The sequence below is a fragment of the Vibrio sp. 10N.222.54.A3 genome, assembly GCF_041474095.1.
GTDB lineage: Bacteria > Pseudomonadota > Gammaproteobacteria > Enterobacterales > Vibrionaceae > Vibrio > Vibrio crassostreae_C.
The window spans coordinates 1-19,725 of sequence record NZ_JBFRTN010000050.1 but is presented as its reverse complement, the minus strand read 5'-3'; the positions used below and the strand labels follow the sequence as shown (position 1 = coordinate 19,725).

Genomic DNA, 19,725 nt, shown 5'->3' with positions numbered 1-19,725 from the left:
CCAAGCACTACGGTGCGGGTATCAGAGCTTCTTGATAAAGCGGCTTTCGACTTCCATCGTAAACTCTTCATTATCCGAGAGTATAAACTGAATTGTCGAAACTGGTGAGCTCAGTTTTTCTGGGTCGGCGCCCAAACTGATAGGTAGGTTCAAAACCTCGCCTGGATCGACAGTAATCGTCTGTTTACCATACCAGATAGAATCGGGCAGTCCGCTAACATCGAGTTTGTACTCTTGCTCTTGTTGAGTCTTGTTGATCACTTTCAAGGTGTAGGTGTTTTCAACCAACCCTTGGTTATTGACTCTAAACAGTTGGTTTCGGTCACGCAGAACACTTAGGCCGGCAGGATCAACGCTCGCGATTTGGGCGAAGAACAAGCCCAGCATCACGATCAAGATAGCGCCATAGCCCAACAGCTTGGGACGCATTACCTTGGTCGAGTGACCTTCAAGTCTGTGCTCGGTGGTGTAATTGATCAGGCCTTTCTCATAGCCCATACGCTCCATCGTGTTGTCACAGGCATCAATACACGCGCCGCAGTTAATACACTCGTATTGCAGGCCGTCACGGATATCGATACCCGTAGGGCACACTTGTACACACAGATTACAGTCAATACAGTCGCCTAGACTAAGCTCTTTTGGATCGGCTTTACGAGAGCGAGGGCCACGGCTTTCACCACGTTCTGTGTTGTAACCAACGATGAAGGTGTCTTTATCGAACATTGCCGACTGGAAACGCGCGTAAGGACACATGTGCAGACAAACAATTGAACGCATCCAACCCGCATTGGCATAAGTACATCCAGCAAAGAACAGTACCCAAAACACCGGCCAGAAAGACGAGTTAAAGGTAAAGAAGCCAACCACTAACTCTTTGATTGGGATGAAGTAACCAACAAAGGTTAAGCCCGTCGCAATGGCAATCGCCCACCACGCAATGTGTTTGAGGGTTTTTCTGAGGATTAAATTGCTCGTCAGTTTGCCCGAGTCTTGTTTTCTTCGCTTATTGGCAGCGCCTTCTAGCTTCTCTTCGAACCAGATATACATGAAGGTCCAGACGGTTTGTGGGCATAAATAGCCACACCAGACACGGCCTAAGAAGGTGGTTATGAAAAACAGGCCAAACGCGGCAATCATAAATAGGATCGCGAGTAGGGTCAGATCTTGCGGGTATAAGGTGGTGCCAAAGAAGTTGAACTGTTGGCTGCCGATATCGAGCAAGATCGCTTGACGTTCACCAAAGGGAATCCATGGGATAAGCGCAAAAAGTAAAAGTAAGAACCAACCGCCATAGCGACGCAGTTGTTGGAATTTACCTTTGCTTTCTCGAACATAGATTCGGTTACTTGGGTTAAATCGATCTCCATTACCTTTATGTGTTTTCGGGTTAAAGGTTTTAGGAGTCACATCTTTGATATCGATTTTATCCTGACTCATGGACTATCCTTTTTGTGGCTTGTTTGCCCGGTTAAGTCGGGCATGACGACATTACTTGAAAGTATGGTTTAGAGAACCTGTTGAAATTGAGCTTGGTGCATTTGTTGTTATCGCACTCACTCTTATTATTTTAGAAGATTCTTATGGATGGCGATTATAGCGACAATCTTGTTCTCATTTCTTTAACGCTATCAACCTTTAACAACAAAAGTCATAACAGTTGTGACGAAAAAATAGCGAACAGAAACAAAAAAGCGACCTGGTGGTCGCTTTTTAAAATTGAGTGTTTTATCTATACGGCAATTGAGCTCTAAACTAACGGGCGACTAAAGAAGGCCACGTGCTTTTAGAATTGCGGTTTTGAAATCATCTTCTTGGTCTTTTTTCAGGCCCGGGATCATCTCATCTTTTTCGCTGTTGCGCATTTTTAGGTGATAGATAAGAACATCGTCAGTCAGTTCTTCAAGCTTGCCTTGGTAGCCCGCTTCTTTTGATAGCTTAATGATGAACTCTAATAGGTTAAGCTCTTGATCTTTCTGCCACTCAGGCTCCATCAGTTCAAGCAGTTCTTCAATGCGGTGACACTTCATACTTTATTTCTCCACAAATTTTATAATGATTTGTGGCTAAGGTATCAAATCGGGTAGGGAATACCAATGTGTAAACACATTTCAAGATGGGAGCGGGCAAGAAAAAAGCGCAGTAAAAACTGCGCTTTTTGTTAAGCGGCTTTAATCACTTTCGTTGTAGTCGGTGCTAATAAAGCAGTCTTCTCAACTAGAGTCATTGTAGGAGCCAATTTCTTAGCCGTTGGAGCAGCAACAAAGCCACTACGACGACGCATCGCACTACGGTTGGTGTGCGAGAACCTGACAGCTGTTGGGCGCATTAATTTACCTAACGGTCAGGCATATCCATTGCCAATCTAATGGCCTGATTTACCATGAGCTCCACCTCAATTGCTTGAAGCGTCACTCGTCTGGCTTTCGCCAATCCGAAGAATAAATCAGGATAATGATATGCATGCATATCAAGGCTTAGATTATCACTATCTAAGTTATCGATCGACGCCTGAGTGATAAATAGACGATATTAGAGCTAAAATAGTTTGAGCAGTATATTTGAGTTTGAACCTCTTTCAGGCTTAAGATGATGCTTTAAAGGAGGTGCATATGTCGTTCTTAAAGAAAACGTTAGCAAGTTTTGGAATTGGATCTGCCAAGGTGGATTCTGTATTGCAACAGGAAGTGCTTTATCCAGGCAAGAAGGCGAGCATTATTGTGCATGTCTATGGTGGCGCTCAGCCACAAGAGATCGACAATATCGATCTCAACTTGTGCTGTCGTTACGTCAAAGAAATTACTATGAATTCGCAAAGGCAAGAGGGCGGTCAAACACGTCGAATGCACCAGACATACTCGTTGGCCAAATGGAGCCTGCCGTATGCCTTTGTTATTCAGCCGGGTGAAACCCGTGATTTTGAATGTGAGTTTGATGTCCCGCTGAACACACCTGTCACGATTGGTGATTCAAAGGTGTGGCTAGAAACCGGGCTCGATATTGCGATGGCGATTGATCCATCGGATAAGGATATTTTAACGGTTCGCCCAGATGCACTTCTTGATGGTATTTTTAATGAACTAGAAGCTCAAGGTTTACGCATTCGCCAAGTTGAGTGCGAAGCAGTAGAGGGCTTTGAACTGCCATTTGTTCAAGAGTTTGAGTTTGTCCCTACCACTGGTCCATATCATGGCCGCTGGCGTGAACTGGAAGTGGTTGCTCATCGTGATGAAACCGAGCTTAAGTTGTGGTTTGAGATAGACCGTAATCGCGATGGTGCAAAAGGCATGTTGGCGAGCTTGTTAGGCATTGGCCAACTGCAGCGTCAATTGAGTGTGCCATTGGATACGTCACCACAAGATGCGGGCAAGATGGTACTTGAGTATCTAGACAACGCATCTTAGTTAGCTCTTTGGTTCTGTAGCTTTAGAGACCTTAGCTTCATCACACCGTTTAGGCGTTATTAATGTCATAAAAGATGTCATAAAAATTTAAGCTTACACGTGTAAGCTTAATGTGCAATACTAGGCAAATCGAACATTTACTCTAGTAGGATAATCATGTCTGCATCATCGGCGAGCGAATACAGTGACATCGAAGAACGCGCCAATGCGATAACCCATGGCTTGGGTGTTGTGCTTGGCGTGGTTGGTTTAATCCTGCTGCTGATTCGTGCGTTTGACCATCAAGCCGACATACTGACTATTGCGAGTATGGCGGTATATGGCAGCAGTATTATCCTACTCTTTCTCGCTTCCACGCTTTATCACTCGATCACCACAGAAAAGACCAAGCGATTACTGAAAACTCTCGATCACTGTGCGATCTACTTATTGATCGCGGGCAGTTACACGCCATTTTTATTGGTGAGTTTAAGAACACCATTGGCGATGGGTTTGATGGCAGTGATTTGGGGTATCGCGCTAGTCGGAATCATTATGAAGATTGCCTTCGTCTACCGATTTAAGCGTTTGTCATTGGTGACTTACTTGGCGATGGGTTGGTTATCGCTGATTGTGGTTTATCAACTGGCGATGAATATCGAGATGGGTGGTTTGGTGCTACTAGCACTCGGTGGCGTGATTTACTCGTTGGGTGTGATTTTCTATGTGGCAAAACGCATCCCTTACAATCATGCCATCTGGCATTTGTTTGTGTTGGCGGGCTGCGCTTGCCATTTCTTCGCTATTTATTTGTACGTGACTCCGGTTTAGCGAGCCAGTACCTCAGTAATCTCAGCTTTAATCTGATATTCAGGGTGTTGTTCTAGGTCGAGCTTGATGAGCTTGCCTTCTTCACCCGTCTTTGGTCGTAGGTATGTGTCGGCCATTCGTTTGATTGATTTCCACACAGCAACTTCTTCTTCTGCCAACAACTCACCTTCTGCAGTAAATACGCTGATGTTAAGTGATACCAAAATGACCGCTTGAGTGCCTTGGTTAGTGATGGCTGTCGGAATGATAAGCTCACCATCTTCATAGCGACTTGCACCCAGTACAACATCCACTCCTGACTGAGACAGCTGTAAGCTTGGCTTTTTACTATTAACCACAATCGTAGTGCCACGCGTGTTCGTTGCGACAGGTACGGCTACGACAGGCACTGCAGTCTCTGATGTTGTCGTTGCTGCTTCCGTTTGCTTTTGTGCCACGTATTGCCAAGTAAAATCATCTTTGAGTAACACTTGCTTGCCATCAGGCAAGGTGACCATTTGATCAGCAAAGGCAGAACTTACGAATACTGAGTTTGCGAGCAATGCGCTAGCGAGAAGTACGTATGATTTCATCTGTGTTTCCTTGATTTTGTGCTTGGTTAACGTCGCCAAAAGGCTGGGAAAAATAGAACAATGAGCGTCAATATCTCGAGTCGCCCCATTAGCATTCCTAAGCTTAGCAACCATTTAGCAGCGTCGGGCAGTGGAGCAAAGTTCCCGGTTGGACCGATCACGCTGCCCATGCCTGGGCCCACGTTGGCAACGGCTGTGATAGCACCAGATATACTGGTCACAGGATCAAGCCCCATCGCGCTCAAGCCACCTGCAATTAAGATAATCGTAATAAAGAACATCAAACCAAATGCGACCAGTGAACGCACAATGTCGTCATTAACGGGGCGTTGGTTATAGCGTTGAACAAAGACACCTGATGGGTGGATCAACTTCATCATCTGTTTGTGAAGCATGGTCATCGCGATCTGGAAGCGGAAGATTTTGATACCGCCAGAGGTTGAACCTGAGCACGCGCCCGCCATCATTAGAAACGCAAACAAGGTCGTTGGCAGTGCACCCCACGCGGTGAAGTCTTCTAAGCCAAAACCGGTAGTGGTAACTACGGACACAATATTGAACATCGAAACACGCATCGCATCCATGACCGTGTAGCCATCTCTAACCACCAACCATGTCGATATCACGGCACTGGTGACTAAGAATAGATAGGTGAAGCCTCTCACTTGCGCGTCTTTGTAGAGGATTGAGAGTTTTCTGCCACGCAGTGCGCTAACGAACAGTAGGAACGGCAGACCACCAAGGAACATGAACAGGGTTCCCACCCAGTGAGCACTGTTAGAGAAGTGGTTCATCGAGCCATCTGATGTTGAGTAACCACCCGTAGACAGTGTTGTGAAGGCATGATTGATCGCGTCAAAGATGCCCATGCCTGCAAAGAGATAGCTAATGATGCACAAGCCAGTCAGAACCAGATAAACCGCCACGATGTTCTTCGCGACCGTTTTTGCTCGTGGGCTGCTTTTATCTGACCAGTCGGATGATTCGGTTTGGAACAGGCGCATACCACCGACGTTGAGCATTGGCAGAACCGCTACCGCCATAACGATGAAGCCGATGCCACCTAACCATTGCAATATAGAACGCCACAACAGAATGCTTGGTGCCATGCTGTCTAAGCCGCTTAATACGGTTGAGCCTGTTGTGGTGATACCAGACATGGTTTCAAAATAGGCGTCAGTGAAGCTGATGTGGTTGATGAAGACAAACGGCAGTGCAGCAAAGGCACTGGCTATCGTCCATACCAGAGAGGTGATCAGGAACATGTCCCGCACTCCAAGTCGGAACTTAGCGGAGCGCCCTAAGCTCAAGCAGATGAACGCCACAATGTGCGTGATCACTACCGATTGACCAAACTCGAGGAAGCCACCGGTGCCTGTGAAAAAGGCAACCAATGTGGGGATGTACATGAAAAGGGCGAGTTTTGATAACACTAACCCTATCACTAATAATATCGGACGAAAGTTGACCATAGCTTAATAGACCATCGCTTTGTGCCGAAGCGCCGTTCTCACAAGAAGAAGGTTGCGAGAAGATACTTACGAGAACAAGGCTATAAGAAGAACGGGCTCGGTTGGAATAGAGACTCAACATCAGGTACGTATTTCTTGTCCACTAGGAACATCACTACGTGGTCATCTTGTTCGATTACGGTTCTATCGTGCGCGATAAGTACTTCTTCTCCGCGAACAATCGCACCAATAGTGGTGCCCGGTGGTAGCTTGATGTCGCCAATCGCTCGGCCAACCACTTTCGATGTGGTTTCGTCACCGTGAGCAATGGCTTCGATCGCCTCTGCAGCGCCGCGACGTAGAGATGATACGTTAACAATATCAGCACGACGAACGTGAGTAAGCAGCGCAGAAATGGTCGCTTGCTGTGGAGAGATAGCAATATCAATCACGCCACCCTGAACAAGGTCTACGTAAGCACCACGCTGAATCAGTACCATTACCTTTTTGGCACCCATTCGCTTCGCCAGCATTGCTGACATGATGTTGGTTTCATCTTCATTGGTTAGGGCAATGAACACGTCCACTTGATCGATGTTCTCTTCGGTTAGCAGCTCTTGGTCTGCCGCATCGCCACAGAAGACGATGGTGTTTTCTAATTCTTCAGACAGCTTTTCGGCACGAGTGTAGCTGCGCTCGATAAGCTTGATGCTGTAGCTCTGCTCAAGGCGTTTTGCCAAGCTTGCACCAATGTTACCACCACCGACAATCATGATGCGGCGGTACGGTTTCTCTAGGCGTTGTAGCTCACTCATTACTGAGCGGATATGGTTACTCGCTGCCACAAAGAAAACCTCATCATCGGCTTCAATGATGGTGGTGCCTTGTGGGCGAATAGGGCGACCTTGACGGAAAATAGCGGCAACACGGGTATCAATGTGCGGCATGTGCTCACGCAAAGCAGACAGTGCGTTACCCACCAGTGGACCACCGTAGTAGGCTTTTACTGCTACTAGGCTAACCTTCTGTTCAGCAAAGCTCACAACCTGCAGTGCGCCTGGGTATTGAATCAGGCGCTCGATGTAGCTGGTCACTAGTTCTTCGGGTGCGATCAGGTGATCGACTGGGATGGCACCTGATTTGAATAGCGCTTCTTTCTCTTCTAGGTATTGAGGAGAACGAATACGAGCAATTCGGTTCGGCGTATTGAAAAGAGAGAAAGCAACCTGACACGCAGCCATGTTGGTTTCATCCATGTTAGTTACGGCAACTAACATGTCGGCATCTTGCGCACCCGCTTCACGTAGTGTGTTTGGGTGGCTGGCATAACCGTTTACAACCCTAAGGTCGTACTTATCCTGAAGTTCACGAAGTCGGTCAGCATTACGGTCGACAATGGTGATGTCGTTGTTTTCACCAACCAGGTTTTCAGCAAGGGTACCGCCAACTTGTCCAGCACCTAGGATAATGATCTTCATAGCCTTTCTCTTTTCTTTACCGTGGTAATTCTAGTTATCTAACTTTATTTTGATAATGCACTAGAAAGAAACAGCGGCTAAGAAATAAATTCTTAGCCGCTGTTAGTTGTTATGCCTGTTTTACTAGAACTGCGTAGTAGAAGCCATCCATATCTTCTTCTCCAGGTAGTATTTGACGACCCGGATTTTCGATATCAGACCCAACCAACGTAGCGTTCTCAGTGCGTGCTAGGAATGCTTTCACTTGCAGCACGTTTTCTTGCGGCGTGATAGAACAAGTCGCATAAACCATGGTGCCGCCTTCTTTCAGCTGACGCCACATTGCATCCATAATCTCGCTTTGCAGTTCAGCCAGCGCATCAATGTCAGACGCACGACGTAGCCACTTGATGTCAGGGTGACGGCGAATAACGCCAGTCGCTGAACAAGGTGCATCAAGCAGAATACGGTCGAACTTATCACCCATCCACCACTCTTCAGGGTAGCGAGCATCACCACAAATTACGTCGGCACGCAGTTGCAGGCGCTCAAGGTTATCGTAAACGCGGTCTAGACGTTTGATGTCGCAGTCAATCGCAACCACTTCAGTATCTTGAGTGTGCTCAAGAATGTGTGCCGTTTTACCACCTGGTGCAGCACAACAATCTAAGATCAGCTCACCATCTTTTGGTGTTAGGTAATCAACCGAAAGCTGAGCGGCAGCGTCTTGCACTGATACCCAACCTCTGTCGAAGCCAGGAAGCAAAGTAACATCACAAGGTGCAGCTAATTTTATGGCATCAGCAGCTTCAGGGTGCAATGTGTATTCAATGTTTTCGTTTTTAAGCAGTTCAACATACTCGTCACGAGTGTGGTGTTGGCGGTTAACGCGCAGCCACATTGGTGCCTTGCTGTTGTTTGCTTCAACCAGTTGCTCCCATTGATCTGGGTAGCTCTCTTGAAGCATTTTTAGAATCCAGCTTGGGTGGCCGTATTTGCCTGCATTGTGGCTAACGGCTTTCTCGTCTAGTTCTTCTTGGTCACGTAGGTAGCTACGTAGTACAGCGTTGATCAAACCACTCAGGCTTGGACCACGCAGTGTTTTAGTACCCTCAACCGTTTCAGCAACCGCAGCATGCGAAGGGATACGCATAAAGCTTAGTTGGTAAATGCCCACCAAGATTAGGTGGTGGAATACACGCTTTTTACCTTTAAGCGGGTTTTCCATCAGTTCGTTGGCGATTGACTCTAAACGAGGCAGGTAACGAAGTGCGCCGTAGCAAATCTCTTGCAGTAGAGCATGGTCTCGCGGACGGATCGTTTTTTGAGCCGCAGGGAGAGCGTGTGACAGAGAGTGGCCTTTATCGACAACTTGGAATAGGACATTTGCAGCAGCAGCGCGAACATTCATGAGGGGTACCGAATATTTATTTGAATACATGAGGGCATCTCTGCCCTCGTAAAGGTTTTCTAAGCTGCGTAATTAGCAGCTTTAAAAGCGGATTAAGAAAGTTGTGTACCAACTTCAAACCAGCTTGCACGTGAGTTCAAGATATCCTGAACTGACATGGCTTTTTTACCTGGAACTTGCAGTTGTTCAAGAACAAGTACGCCTTGCCCTGTCGCAACATAGATACCAGTTTTATCCGCTTGCAGAATGGTACCTGCAGGCTTATCAGAAGTTTGCTCTGCCACACGGCTTTGCCATACTTTAATGCTGTTCTCAGCAGCTTCAAAGTGACTCATTGGCCATGGGTTGAAGGCACGAACGCAGCGCTCAATATGCGCAGCTTCATCACTCCAGTTGATACGCGCTTCTTCTTTGCTTAGCTTCTTCGCGTAGTTCGCAAGCTCATCGTCTTGCTTTTCTGCAACTGCTTTGCCAGAAGCGATGTCCGCTAGACATTCAACAAGCGCATCAGGGCCAAGGCCCGCTAATTTCTCGTACATAGATGCGCTAGTATCTGTCGCTTCGATAGGCAGCGTCGCGATACTTAGCATGTCGCCAGTATCTAGGCCGATATCCATCTGCATGATCGTCACGCCTGTCTCTTTATCACCCGCCCAAATAGAGCGTTGAATCGGAGCAGCACCACGCCAGCGCGGTAGGATAGAGCCATGTACGTTGATACAACCTAAGCGAGGCGTATCTAATACAACCTGCGGAAGCAATAAGCCGTAAGCGACAACAACCATGATGTCAGCGTTCAATTCAGCTAGCTCTTGCTTAGCCTCATCTGACTTGAAGTTTTCTGGTTGGTAAACCGGAATATTGTTTTCAAGTGCGATGTTTTTTACTGGGCTCGCAGTGAGTTTTTTACCGCGGCCTGCTGGGCGATCTGGCTGTGTGTAAACAGCAACAACTTCATGCTCCGAAGACAACAACGCCGCCAAGTGACGGGCGGCGAAATCCGGAGTACCTGCAAAGACAATTCTTAAAGACTGACTCAAGGTAGGCTTCCTTCTAATTTAGTAATAGCAGCGGTTATTAACCTTGTTTCTCGTTGAAACGTTTAATCTTCGCTAGCTTATCTTGGATACGTTTACGCTTTAGTGGCGATAGGTAATCAACAAACAACTTGCCTTCTAGGTGGTCAAGTTCGTGCTGAACACAGATAGCCAGAAGGTCGTCAGCGTCGAATGTGAATTCGTTGCCGTCACGGTCTAGTGCTTTAACCGTTACTTCTGCAGCGCGAGGTACTAGAGCTCGAGCGCCTGGTACAGATAGGCAGCCTTCTTCGATTCCATCTTCGCCGCGCTTCTCAGTAATTTCAGGGTTGATAAGCACCATTGGTTCATCACGTGTTTCTGAAATATCGATAACAACGATGCGTTGGTGGAAATCTACTTGCGTTGCCGCAAGGCCGATACCTTCTTCGTCGTACATGGTTTCAATCATGTCATCAACGAACTTTTGAATCTCTGGGGTAACTTCTTTTACCGGTTTCGCCACGGTACGTAGACGATCATCTGGTAATGTTAATACTTGTAATACAGACATATACACTCGAAATATTGAACTGTGCCGAAACAGCTTAAACCTTGTTGGCTCAATTCTAGACATTTTAGAGGTCAAATGACAGCATCCTGAAGGTAATTCTCCAATCAGATGTCATATATTCAGACCAAGGAACCTAGGTCATGCGTCATTTATTGCCTGCTTTATCTCTTATTTGTGCCTCGATTTCGTTCGCCGCTACGGCTGAAAATAGTGAGCAACCTTTAACCATTAAACAGGGCGCACCTGAGGCGTATGTGGTGGTTAAGGGCGATACTTTGTGGGATATCTCTGCGATGTATCTCGATAGTCCATGGTTGTGGCCAAGGTTATGGCAGGTCAATCCAGAGATAGAAAACCCTCATCTCATTTATCCCGGAGATAAACTGTCTTTGGTTTGGATTAATGGCGAGCCTGTATTGAGCCTCAAGCCTGTTATCAAGCTTAGCCCTAAGATTCGTGTCTCTGAGAAGAAAGCAGTACCTACCGTCAACGAGGGACTGGTTCTACCTTATTTACAGTCTGATCGCTTGGTAGAGCAGCAAGATATCGAATCGGCACAACGAGTATTAGGAACCAGTGATGGTAAACGTTTCTTATCGGGTGCAGACCGGTTGTTTATCTCAGGTAACCAACAGCATCAAAAGTGGGGTATCTACCGCGCAGTTGAAACCTACCAACGGCAGCAACCCCAAGCAAGTATGACCTCTTTGCGTTTGGTCGCCACGGCGCGCTTAAAAGAAGTGGATGCTGAGTTCAGCAGCTTGCAGATAGACACTCAGCTGCAAGAGGTATTGCTGAACGACCTTGTGCTACCAGAACTTGGTGTTGATCAGGTGAAGCTCTCTACCACGTTTTATCCTGCACCTAGTGCGGCGGGTCAATTTGCTAATATCTTGGGCTCATTAGATGGCAGCCAATACAGCGCGAAGAATCAGGTGGTAGTGATCAACAAAGGTTCACAGGATAACCTTCGCCAAGGTTCTATGTTTACCCTCAGCGAAAGCGGTGCGGTGGTGTTTGGTAAGCAAGGTGAATACAGTTATAAAGAGTCTGCGGCGAGCGATAAGGTGCAATTGCCAAGTACCTCGCTGGGTAGCTTGATGGTCATTCGTCCTTATGAGTATTTTAGCCTCGCGTTGATCACTCAGAGCTCTAAGCCTGTTAGCAAGGGCATTCTGGCAGTATCGCCTTTGGATCTTGCGTTGACGGAAGAGGTTAAGGGCACCGAGTGAATGAGCAACAACTGATCGCTTGGCTAACTCTAAGTTTTGTACCGCAATTGGGTGGCAAGCGACTTTCTCGACTGCTGAGCATTGATTCTCCTTTTAATATTGTTGGCTACTCAAGCCAGCAACTGCAAGCGATTGGCTTGTCTGCCAAGCAAATCTCCTATTTAAGAGAGCAAGCCCCAAGAGAAGTGGAGGCTTGCCTAGCGTGGCAAGCAAGACAACCCAATCATCACATCATTACCCCGAATTGCTCGCATTATCCCAAACTGCTGAATGAGACCGCCTCTGCGCCGAGTGTGCTTTTCGTTAAAGGTCACGTTGAAAAACTGATTGAGCCTCAAATCGCAATGGTCGGCAGCCGTAATGCCAGCCTCGAAGGGCTGCAGACAGCGAAGTCCTTCGCCAAAGAGTTTGTCCAAAACGGTTTGATTGTCACCAGTGGATTAGCGTTGGGCATTGATGGTTATGCTCATGATGGTGCTCTAGATAAAGGAGGGGAGACTTTCGCGGTGTTGGGTTCAGGCTTGGACTCCATTTATCCTGCCCGCCACCGAAATCTAGCTGAGAGGATCTGTGAGAACGGAGCGCTGATTTCAGAGTTTCGACCGAGTGCTAAACCAAGACCTGAACATTTCCCCCGTCGTAACCGTATTATAAGTGGCTTGTCGTTAGGAACCTTGGTGGTGGAAGCGGCTGAGAAGAGTGGCTCTTTAATTACCGCTCGCTATGCCATGGAGCAAGGTCGAGAAGTGTTTGCGCTGCCCGGTTCTATTCATAGCCCAACCAGTCGCGGAGGTAACAGTCTCATCAAAGCTGGAGCATGTTTAGTGCAAAATGCTCAAGATGTTCTGATTGAAATAAAGAGTCTGTTAAACTGGTCTATAGATCAGCAGCCGAGCTTATTCGAACCTACGCCGAATGAGGGTGAAAATGAACAATTGCCATTTCCACAGCTGTTAGCTAACGTAGGATTAGAGGCGACACCCGTTGATATTTTAGCACAGAGAACCCATATACCTGTGCATGAGGTCATGATGCAGCTTTTAGAGCTTGAGCTCTCAGGGCATGTTGTTGCAGTTTCCGGTGGCTATATTCGAAAGGGGAGAGGCTAGCTATGATGATGGACATACTGATGTACTTGTTTGAAACCTACATCCATAGCGATTCTGAATTGCAGGTGGATCAAGACGAACTGGAAGATGAACTTCTGCGAGCAGGGTTTCACCAAGATGATATTTATAAGGCCCTCCATTGGTTAGAAGATCTTGCGGCACTGCAAGATACCGATAACCAAGCGGCGATTACTATGTGCTCTAATACCTCGATGCGTGTTTATACCAGTCGAGAGATTTCACGTATTAATATGGAGTGTCGAGGTTTCCTACTATTCCTAGAGCAGATCAACGTGCTCACGACAGAGATTCGTGAAATGGTGATTGATCGTGTGATGGGGCTTGAGACAAACGAATTTGAATTGGATGATCTGAAATGGATTATCTTAATGGTGCTATTTAATGTGCCGGGTAATGAAAGTGCTTACACGCAAATGGAAGAGCTGTTGTACACCAAAGAGCAAGGTATCTTGCATTAATACAGGCTTGTCATGAGTAGTAAGATTGATAATCAGCTTTTTTCAGCACATGAACATGCATTAGAGCATGAACCATGTCCACAGTGCGGTGGAGAGCTTCAGCTTCGCCATGGTAAGCACGGCCCATTTTTAGGCTGTAAGCAGTATCCGAGCTGTGATTACATCAAGCCTCTTCATCAAAATGATGGTCATGTGGTGAAAGAGCTGGGCGTGCCGTGTCCTAAATGCCAAAACGAATTGGTATTAAGGCAAGGTCGCTTTGGGATGTTCATTGGTTGTAGTAGTTACCCAACGTGTAATCACATCGAATCTTTGGATCAACCGAAAGAACAACCTGAAGAGCAGCCACTTGTTGCTTGTCCTGAGTGTGGCAGAGGCCATTTGGTTGAGCGTAAATCTCGCTATGGCAAAACCTTCTATGCGTGCGATAACTACCCTAAGTGTAAGTTCGCCGTTAATCAGCCACCTGTTATAGGTCGTTGTGAAGAGTGTCAGTTCCCGCTGTTGCTGGAGAAGAAAACGGCCAGTGGCACTAAGAAGCAATGTGCTGATCGCAAGTGTCATCACATTCAATCTCAATAACCTGATGTTATAGACAAAAAAAACGGCGCTCAATGAGCGCCGTTTCTATATCCAATAAACGTTCTATATTCATCAAGCAATGTAGATTTACTTCATCTGCTCAGCAAATTCATGCACAGCAGGGTAGGCTTGCTTATCGAGAATGTCTGCCAGTGAGCATAGCGCTCTTTGCAGCTCTGCGTTGTAGTCAGCACTCACGTTAATGTGGCCCATCTTACGACCTGCACGCTTCTCTTTACCATACCAATGAACATGACAACCACCTTGAGCAAGAATTGCCTCAGGTAGGGTATCTTCACCAAGGATGTTGATCATTGCGGTTGGACGAATCAGCTTAGTGCTGCCTAATGGCATCCCACATACGGCACGTAGGTGGTTCTCAAACTGACAAGTTTCAGCGCCTTGTTGTGTCCAGTGGCCAGAGTTATGAACACGTGGTGCAATCTCATTAACAAGCAGTGAACCTTGAACATCAAAGAACTCTAGCGCGAGTACACCAACGTAATCTAAGCGTTCAGCAATGGCAGTGAACATGGTTTTCGCTTGCTCTTGCAGTTCAATGTCATCAATCGCTGTCGATAAGCTCAACACGCCATCGGTGTGAACATTTTCAGCCAGTGGATACACTTGAATCTCACCATTGGCGCCACGAGCACCCACCAGTGATACTTCGCGGTCAAACGGAACGAATTCTTCAGCAACAATCGCTTGGTTGTCGGTCGCGGTAATGCACTCAGCCATTTCTGCCCAAGTCGCGTCAACATTATCTAATGTCTTTAAGCGCCATTGACCTTTGCCATCGTAGCCACCAAGTGTGCTCTTCAATACCATTGGTAAGCCAACGTGAGCGATTGCAGCGTCAAAGTCTTCGCGAGAGTTAACCACGTAGTACTTAGCATTCTTCACGTTCGCTTCGTCTAACAGGGCTTTTTCAAGACGACGGTCACCGCCAGCTTTGATTGCTTCTGTTGTCGGTAAGAACTTACCGCTGCGCTCACACACCTCAAGTACATCGTGAGGAATATGTTCGAATTCAGCAGTAATGACGTCCGCACGCTCGATCGCATTTTCTAAGCCGTTACCTAGAATCGCTTGCGTTAATGGGTGAACAATATTTTTGCTGCCAACATCAAAAGCAGAAATTTCAATATTCAGCGGTGCCCCAGCTAGGGACATCATGCGAGCAAGTTGGCCCGCGCCTAACACAAGAACATGCATGGAAATTAGTCCTCTGCAGGGTTTGGATTAGCCAAAACCGTTTCTGTTTGCTCAGAACGGAATGCTTCTACTTTTGCCATTACTTCTTCATTGTGTGTACCAATGATTTGAGCCGCTAGGATGCCTGCATTGGCAGCGCCAGCTTCACCGATAGCCAAAGTACCTACCGCGATACCTTTTGGCATCTGCACGATAGAAAGCAGAGAGTCCATGCCTTTCAGTGCTTTAGACTGAACTGGAACACCCAGAACTGGTACGCTTGTGAAAGCAGCAGCCATGCCCGGAAGGTGCGCTGCACCGCCAGCACCAGCAATAATTACTTTAATACCGCGCTCTTTCGCACTGGTTGCGTAGTCTGCAAGCAACTGAGGTGTGCGGTGAGCAGAAACCACTTTTGTTTCGTACGCCACGCCAAACTGATCCAACATTTCTGCAGCTAGCTTCATTGTTGGCCAATCAGATTTAGAACCCATGATAATACCGACAGTCATCTCAAACTCCTTCAGGTACGATTTAATTAGTGATTAGATATTTTGCGCGCATTATACGGGTAAAATTACTTAAGGAAAACGTTTGCGTCAGTCTAAGTTGTTAATTGATACATTTTATAAACAAATAGCTTTAGTCACAGTGAATGATAATTTGTACACTTAGCGAGTTCGATAACTGACTTAATGAGGCAACTCGTGGATAACTTTCAACATACATTGCAGGCATTACAACAAGGTGAAGTCATTGCTTACCCGACCGAAGGCGTTTTTGGGGTTGGTTGTGATCCTGATAATCCACATGCCATCAAGAAATTACTCGAGTTAAAACAGCGTCCAGTTGAAAAGGGCTTGATCTTGATTGCTGCAAGTTACGAGCAGCTGCTTCCTTATATTGATGAAAGCCAGTTGACGGAAGAACAGTTGGTAACAGTGAAAGCGACATGGCCAGGTCCGGTCACTTGGATTATGCCAACCAGCAGCAAAGTTACTGACTGGGTCAGCGGCCAGTTTGATTCCATCGCGGTACGAGTGACGGATCACCCTTTGGTTCAAAGAATGTGTAATGAGTTCGGCAAGCCGTTAACCTCTACCAGTGCCAACCTGACTGGCGAGCCGCCTTGTATGACGACTGAAGAAGTTCAACAGCAACTGGGTCAACACTTAGTCGCGATTCTAGAAGGCCAAACGGGTGGCCGTGAGAAGCCAAGCGAAATTAGAGATGCAAAAACGTCGAAAATATTAAGACAGGGTTAAACCCTGCAAAGGAAGTAAGATGTCAGCAATTGATAAAGAAGCAGTAAAGCAGTTTTTACTGAGCCTACAAGATTCGATTTGCCAGCAGCTTGAGCAAGCTGATGGTGTAGCGTTGTTTGAAGAAGATGCATGGGAGCGAGAACCTGGCGATCGTCTAGGTGGCGGTGGTCGTACTCGCGTGATGACCAATGGTGCTTTATTTGAACAGGGTGGAGTTAACTTCTCTCACGTCGCTGGTAAAGCAATGCCTGCCTCTGCAACCGCTCACCGTCCTGAGTTAGCCGGACGTAAGTTTGAGGCGATGGGGGTTTCATTAGTTATCCACCCTAAAAACCCATATATCCCAACCTCACACGCGAACGTTCGATTCTTCATTGCGGAAAAAGAAGGGGAAGACCCGATTTGGTGGTTTGGTGGTGGTTTTGACTTAACGCCATTTTATCCTGTCGATGAAGATTGCCAATCTTGGCATCAAACTGCTAAAGATCTTTGTGCGCCGTTTGGTGATGATGTTTATCAAGAACACAAAGAGTGGTGTGATAAGTACTTCTATCTTCCTCACCGAGACGAAACACGTGGTGTTGGTGGTCTGTTCTTTGATGACTTAAATGAGTGGGGTTTCGATAAGAGCTTTGCTTATATGCAGGCTGTCGGTGAAGGTTTTGCTGCGGCGTACTTACCTATTGTCGAGCGTCGCAAAGATACACCTTATGGCGAACGTGAGCGTGACTTCCAACTATACCGTCGTGGTCGCTATGTTGAATTTAACCTAGTTTATGACCGTGGCACCTTATTTGGCCTGCAAAGTGGTGGTCGCACAGAGTCTATATTGATGTCGATGCCGCCGTTGGTTCGTTGGGAATATCGCTATGAACCACAAGCGGGCTCACCAGAAGCTCTGCTTTATAGCGACTACCTAAAGCCTCGAGTTTGGTAGTTCTTCCTTCCTTATAGGGATAGTGATAGGGTCATCTATATAGATGACCCTTTTTTATTTCTGTTAGGTAAGGATATGACACAGCAAGTAGATCGTTATGCCGTTTTCGGTAACCCTATTGGGCAAAGCAAATCGCCATTCATTCACACATTATTTGCTCGCCAAACCAGCCAACAACTTACCTATACAGCACTCCAGCCAGAACAAGGTGAATTCATCATTGCTGCTCAAGCTTTTTTTAGTGAGGGTGGTAGAGGGTGTAATGTCACAGCACCATTTAAAGAAGATGCTTATCAGTTCGCTAATCGCCTGACTGAAAGGGCTGAACTAGCAGGTGCCGTAAACACACTTAAGAAGCTCGATGACGGAGAAATCATTGGTGATAACACCGATGGCGAGGGTTTAGTTCAAGACCTGCTTCAACATCAAGTTGCGTTAAAAGGAGCTCGCGTTCTTCTTCTTGGCGCTGGTGGTGCCGCGAGAGGAGTGATTCAACCTCTTCTCGACCAAAAGCCACAACAGCTGGTGGTCGCTAATCGAACCAGCTCCAAGGCTGAACTTCTGGCTGAGATGTTTTCTTCACATGGAAACATCAAAGGAATGGGGTTAAGTGATGTTAATGAAGGGTTTGATGTCATTATTAACTCGACCTCATCTGGTCTAAGTGGGCAGCTTCCTGAAGTGTCTGACGTTATTTTCAATTCTAATAGCGCCGTTTATGACATGGTTTATGGATCGGGAACCACAGTATTCAATCAATGGGCATTAGGTAATGGTGTTCATGCTGCTTATGATGGTTTAGGTATGTTAGTGGGGCAGGCAGCAGAGAGCTTTATGCTTTGGCGTGGCCTTCGTCCGGGAACAAAACAGATTTTAAGAGAGTTACGTAAAAACCTTGAGATGTAATGGGGTGTTTATAAAAAATGAATCAATCAATTCTATTTCCTGATATCCAAGATTGGGATGAAGAAAATCAATCAATCACCTTCCCAGCACAACAGTCGGGCGCGCTGATTGAATGTGTCATGTCTATTGAGGAATTATCACAATTGGCAGGAAGAGATATAGAAGAAGGCGATCAAGCTTTAGTTATCTTTTCGGAGTTACGTTTCGATATTGAAGAGCTAGCGGAAGAGTTAATAGAAGAAGAGGAGTATGACTCCTCTAATCGGATTCAGATCAAAGCGCTTTAGACTGGAAGTACAGAGTCTAGATAGTCATTTTTATTCTGAACATAGTTGTCAGCTGATTTCTGTAAAAAGGCTCGCTCTTTATCATTTAATGGGCGAGCTTGTTTTACTGGGCTTCCTACATAGAGATAACCGCTTTCAAGTACCTTATTAGGCGGTACCAAGCTACCGGCACCAATCATCACTTCTTTTTGGATAATCACGCCATCCAACACGATCGCTCCCATACCAACAAGTACACGATCTTCAATAGTGCAGCCATGCAGCATTACCTGATGCCCGATAGTGACATCATTACCTATTAATAGAGGGTAACCCTCAGGGTTTTCTGCATTCTTATGGGTGACGTGCAAGACACTACCATCTTGGATATTCGTTCTCTCTCCAATATGAATGTGGTTCACATCCCCTCGAGCTGCAACCAAAGGCCACACGCTAGAGTCGTTACCGATTTTGATATCACCAACCAGCACTGAACTTGTATCTATATAGACACCTTGCCCAATCTGAGGGGATATTCCTTTATAACTGCGTATTGAACTCATAAATCCTCCTTTATATAGGCACCTTAAGCCCTTAATTAAGAGGAATACTAGTGAAAATGGGGTGTTTTGAACAAAAAACGCTCGAACAATCAAAAAAGTAAGAAAAACTTCAAAAAGGGCTTGCCAGTGTGATCGAAATCTCTATAATGCCACCTCGATGACACGGGATGGCTTCGTAAGAAACCAAAACGAATCAGCAGGTCAAATTAGCCAAGCTAAGCGCTTGAAAAAAGTTTTGAAAATAGTGGTTGACACTAAAACTTAAATCGCTAAAATGGCCGTCCGATTTGAGCGAAGCTCAAAAAGGAAAAGCTCTTTAACAATTTAAACCTATCAATCTGTGTGGGCACTCGTTGATGAATATCAAAACGTTTTATCGTTAGATAAAACAGATTCTTCGGAATCAAAATTGATTTCAATGAACTGAGTGACCAATACGTTTAACTACTTGTAGTTATTCGGCACAGTCAATTCATTACCATTCTGTTCCTATT

At 46.2% G+C, this 19,725-nt stretch carries 22 protein-coding genes; 10 read left to right on the top strand and 12 right to left on the bottom strand.

The window, feature by feature from the left end; translation table 11 throughout:
• Nucleotides 1–21 precede the first annotated feature (21 nt).
• The 3 genes from ccoG to AB4507_RS11690 form a co-directional block, all read right to left on the bottom strand.
• Nucleotides 22–1,440 carry a cytochrome c oxidase accessory protein CcoG gene (gene ccoG / locus AB4507_RS11700; protein ID WP_017063014.1) on the bottom strand — a complete coding sequence of 473 codons (1,419 nt, stop codon included), beginning with the start codon at nucleotides 1,438–1,440 and terminating at the stop codon, nucleotides 22–24.
• 326 nt (nucleotides 1,441–1,766) lie between these two features.
• On the bottom strand, nucleotides 1,767–2,030 hold the full coding sequence (locus AB4507_RS11695) for a YihD family protein (protein ID WP_009848104.1): 264 nt from the start codon (nucleotides 2,028–2,030) through the stop codon (nucleotides 1,767–1,769).
• A 131-nt stretch (nucleotides 2,031–2,161) separates the two neighbouring features.
• Nucleotides 2,162–2,329, bottom strand: coding sequence for a hypothetical protein (locus AB4507_RS11690; protein WP_004739323.1), 168 nt, complete (start codon nucleotides 2,327–2,329; stop codon nucleotides 2,162–2,164).
• A 283-nt stretch (nucleotides 2,330–2,612) separates the two neighbouring features.
• Here AB4507_RS11690 and AB4507_RS11685 point away from each other — a divergent pair, with 283 nt between their 5' ends.
• Together AB4507_RS11685 and AB4507_RS11680 are read left to right on the top strand one after the other, a co-directional pair.
• Complete coding sequence (locus AB4507_RS11685; RefSeq protein WP_017058778.1) at nucleotides 2,613–3,404, top strand: sporulation protein; 792 nt, start codon at nucleotides 2,613–2,615, stop codon at nucleotides 3,402–3,404.
• A gap of 156 nt (nucleotides 3,405–3,560) precedes the next feature.
• Nucleotides 3,561–4,214 carry a hemolysin III family protein gene (locus AB4507_RS11680; protein WP_017063010.1) on the top strand — a complete coding sequence of 218 codons (654 nt, stop codon included), beginning with the start codon at nucleotides 3,561–3,563 and terminating at the stop codon, nucleotides 4,212–4,214.
• Here the strand turns inward: AB4507_RS11680 and AB4507_RS11675 are convergent.
• From AB4507_RS11675 to def, 6 genes are all read right to left on the bottom strand, one after another.
• Nucleotides 4,211–4,786, bottom strand: coding sequence for a DUF3157 family protein (locus AB4507_RS11675; RefSeq protein ID WP_372182722.1), 576 nt, complete (start codon nucleotides 4,784–4,786; stop codon nucleotides 4,211–4,213). The two genes, AB4507_RS11680 and AB4507_RS11675, sit on opposite strands and share 4 nt — an antisense overlap.
• A 26-nt stretch (nucleotides 4,787–4,812) precedes the next feature.
• The gene (locus AB4507_RS11670; RefSeq protein WP_017077319.1) at nucleotides 4,813–6,258 is read right to left on the bottom strand and encodes a TrkH family potassium uptake protein; all 1,446 of its coding nucleotides are present in this window, start codon (nucleotides 6,256–6,258) and stop codon (nucleotides 4,813–4,815) included.
• Nucleotides 6,259–6,338: 80 nt separating this feature from the next.
• Nucleotides 6,339–7,715, bottom strand: coding sequence for a Trk system potassium transporter TrkA (trkA, locus tag AB4507_RS11665; RefSeq protein WP_004735766.1), 1,377 nt, complete (start codon nucleotides 7,713–7,715; stop codon nucleotides 6,339–6,341).
• A 109-nt stretch (nucleotides 7,716–7,824) separates the two neighbouring features.
• Nucleotides 7,825–9,105, bottom strand: coding sequence for a 16S rRNA (cytosine(967)-C(5))-methyltransferase RsmB (rsmB, locus tag AB4507_RS11660; protein WP_017058774.1), 1,281 nt, complete (start codon nucleotides 9,103–9,105; stop codon nucleotides 7,825–7,827).
• 92 nt (nucleotides 9,106–9,197) lie between these two features.
• The gene (fmt, locus tag AB4507_RS11655; protein WP_017058773.1) at nucleotides 9,198–10,145 is read right to left on the bottom strand and encodes a methionyl-tRNA formyltransferase; all 948 of its coding nucleotides are present in this window, start codon (nucleotides 10,143–10,145) and stop codon (nucleotides 9,198–9,200) included.
• Nucleotides 10,146–10,182: 37 nt separating this feature from the next.
• Nucleotides 10,183–10,695 (bottom strand): peptide deformylase, encoded by a 513-nt coding sequence (gene def, locus AB4507_RS11650; RefSeq protein WP_017058772.1) that lies wholly within the window; start codon nucleotides 10,693–10,695, stop codon nucleotides 10,183–10,185.
• 140 nt (nucleotides 10,696–10,835) lie between these two features.
• On the opposite strand from def, the gene AB4507_RS11645 reads away from it, so the two are divergent.
• From AB4507_RS11645 to AB4507_RS11630, 4 genes are read left to right on the top strand one after another with little or no spacing between them, the layout of a single operon-like run.
• Nucleotides 10,836–11,927: a LysM peptidoglycan-binding domain-containing protein gene (locus AB4507_RS11645; protein ID WP_017058771.1), complete on the top strand. Its 1,092-nt coding sequence runs from the start codon at nucleotides 10,836–10,838 to the stop codon at nucleotides 11,925–11,927.
• A complete protein-coding gene (dprA, locus tag AB4507_RS11640; protein WP_372182720.1) occupies nucleotides 11,924–13,036 on the top strand; it encodes a DNA-processing protein DprA in 1,113 nt (370 codons plus the stop codon). Before AB4507_RS11645 ends, dprA begins: the two co-directional genes overlap by 4 nt.
• 2 nt (nucleotides 13,037–13,038) lie before the next feature.
• Nucleotides 13,039–13,515: a DUF494 family protein gene (locus AB4507_RS11635; RefSeq protein WP_029235873.1), complete on the top strand. Its 477-nt coding sequence runs from the start codon at nucleotides 13,039–13,041 to the stop codon at nucleotides 13,513–13,515.
• A gap of 12 nt (nucleotides 13,516–13,527) precedes the next feature.
• On the top strand, nucleotides 13,528–14,097 hold the full coding sequence (locus AB4507_RS11630; RefSeq protein WP_004735775.1) for a type I DNA topoisomerase: 570 nt from the start codon (nucleotides 13,528–13,530) through the stop codon (nucleotides 14,095–14,097).
• 87 nt (nucleotides 14,098–14,184) lie between these two features.
• Here AB4507_RS11630 and AB4507_RS11625 read toward each other — a convergent pair whose 3' ends face one another.
• Complete coding sequence (locus AB4507_RS11625; RefSeq protein ID WP_372182718.1) at nucleotides 14,185–15,315, bottom strand: 5-(carboxyamino)imidazole ribonucleotide synthase; 1,131 nt, start codon at nucleotides 15,313–15,315, stop codon at nucleotides 14,185–14,187.
• A 5-nt stretch (nucleotides 15,316–15,320) separates the two neighbouring features.
• Nucleotides 15,321–15,806, bottom strand: a complete 486-nt coding sequence (gene purE, locus AB4507_RS11620; RefSeq protein ID WP_004735777.1) for a 5-(carboxyamino)imidazole ribonucleotide mutase — start codon at nucleotides 15,804–15,806, stop codon at nucleotides 15,321–15,323.
• A 195-nt stretch (nucleotides 15,807–16,001) separates the two neighbouring features.
• On the opposite strand from purE, the gene AB4507_RS11615 reads away from it, so the two are divergent.
• The 4 genes from AB4507_RS11615 to AB4507_RS11600 all read left to right on the top strand — a co-directional run bounded on the left by AB4507_RS11615 (nucleotide 16,002) and on the right by AB4507_RS11600 (nucleotide 18,689).
• Entirely contained in the window at nucleotides 16,002–16,559 is a 558-nt protein-coding gene (locus AB4507_RS11615) for an L-threonylcarbamoyladenylate synthase (RefSeq protein ID WP_017058767.1), read from the top strand.
• A gap of 19 nt (nucleotides 16,560–16,578) precedes the next feature.
• A complete protein-coding gene (gene hemF / locus AB4507_RS11610) occupies nucleotides 16,579–17,496 on the top strand; it encodes an oxygen-dependent coproporphyrinogen oxidase (RefSeq protein ID WP_372182716.1) in 918 nt (305 codons plus the stop codon).
• Nucleotides 17,497–17,571: 75 nt separating this feature from the next.
• Nucleotides 17,572–18,402 carry a shikimate dehydrogenase gene (gene aroE / locus AB4507_RS11605; RefSeq protein ID WP_372182715.1) on the top strand — a complete coding sequence of 277 codons (831 nt, stop codon included), beginning with the start codon at nucleotides 17,572–17,574 and terminating at the stop codon, nucleotides 18,400–18,402.
• A 17-nt stretch (nucleotides 18,403–18,419) separates the two neighbouring features.
• Nucleotides 18,420–18,689 (top strand): DUF1488 domain-containing protein, encoded by a 270-nt coding sequence (locus AB4507_RS11600; protein ID WP_372182714.1) that lies wholly within the window; start codon nucleotides 18,420–18,422, stop codon nucleotides 18,687–18,689.
• Here the strand turns inward: AB4507_RS11600 and AB4507_RS11595 are convergent.
• Nucleotides 18,686–19,231 carry a gamma carbonic anhydrase family protein gene (locus AB4507_RS11595; protein WP_372135613.1) on the bottom strand — a complete coding sequence of 182 codons (546 nt, stop codon included), beginning with the start codon at nucleotides 19,229–19,231 and terminating at the stop codon, nucleotides 18,686–18,688. The two genes, AB4507_RS11600 and AB4507_RS11595, sit on opposite strands and share 4 nt — an antisense overlap.
• Nucleotides 19,232–19,725 lie beyond the last annotated feature (494 nt).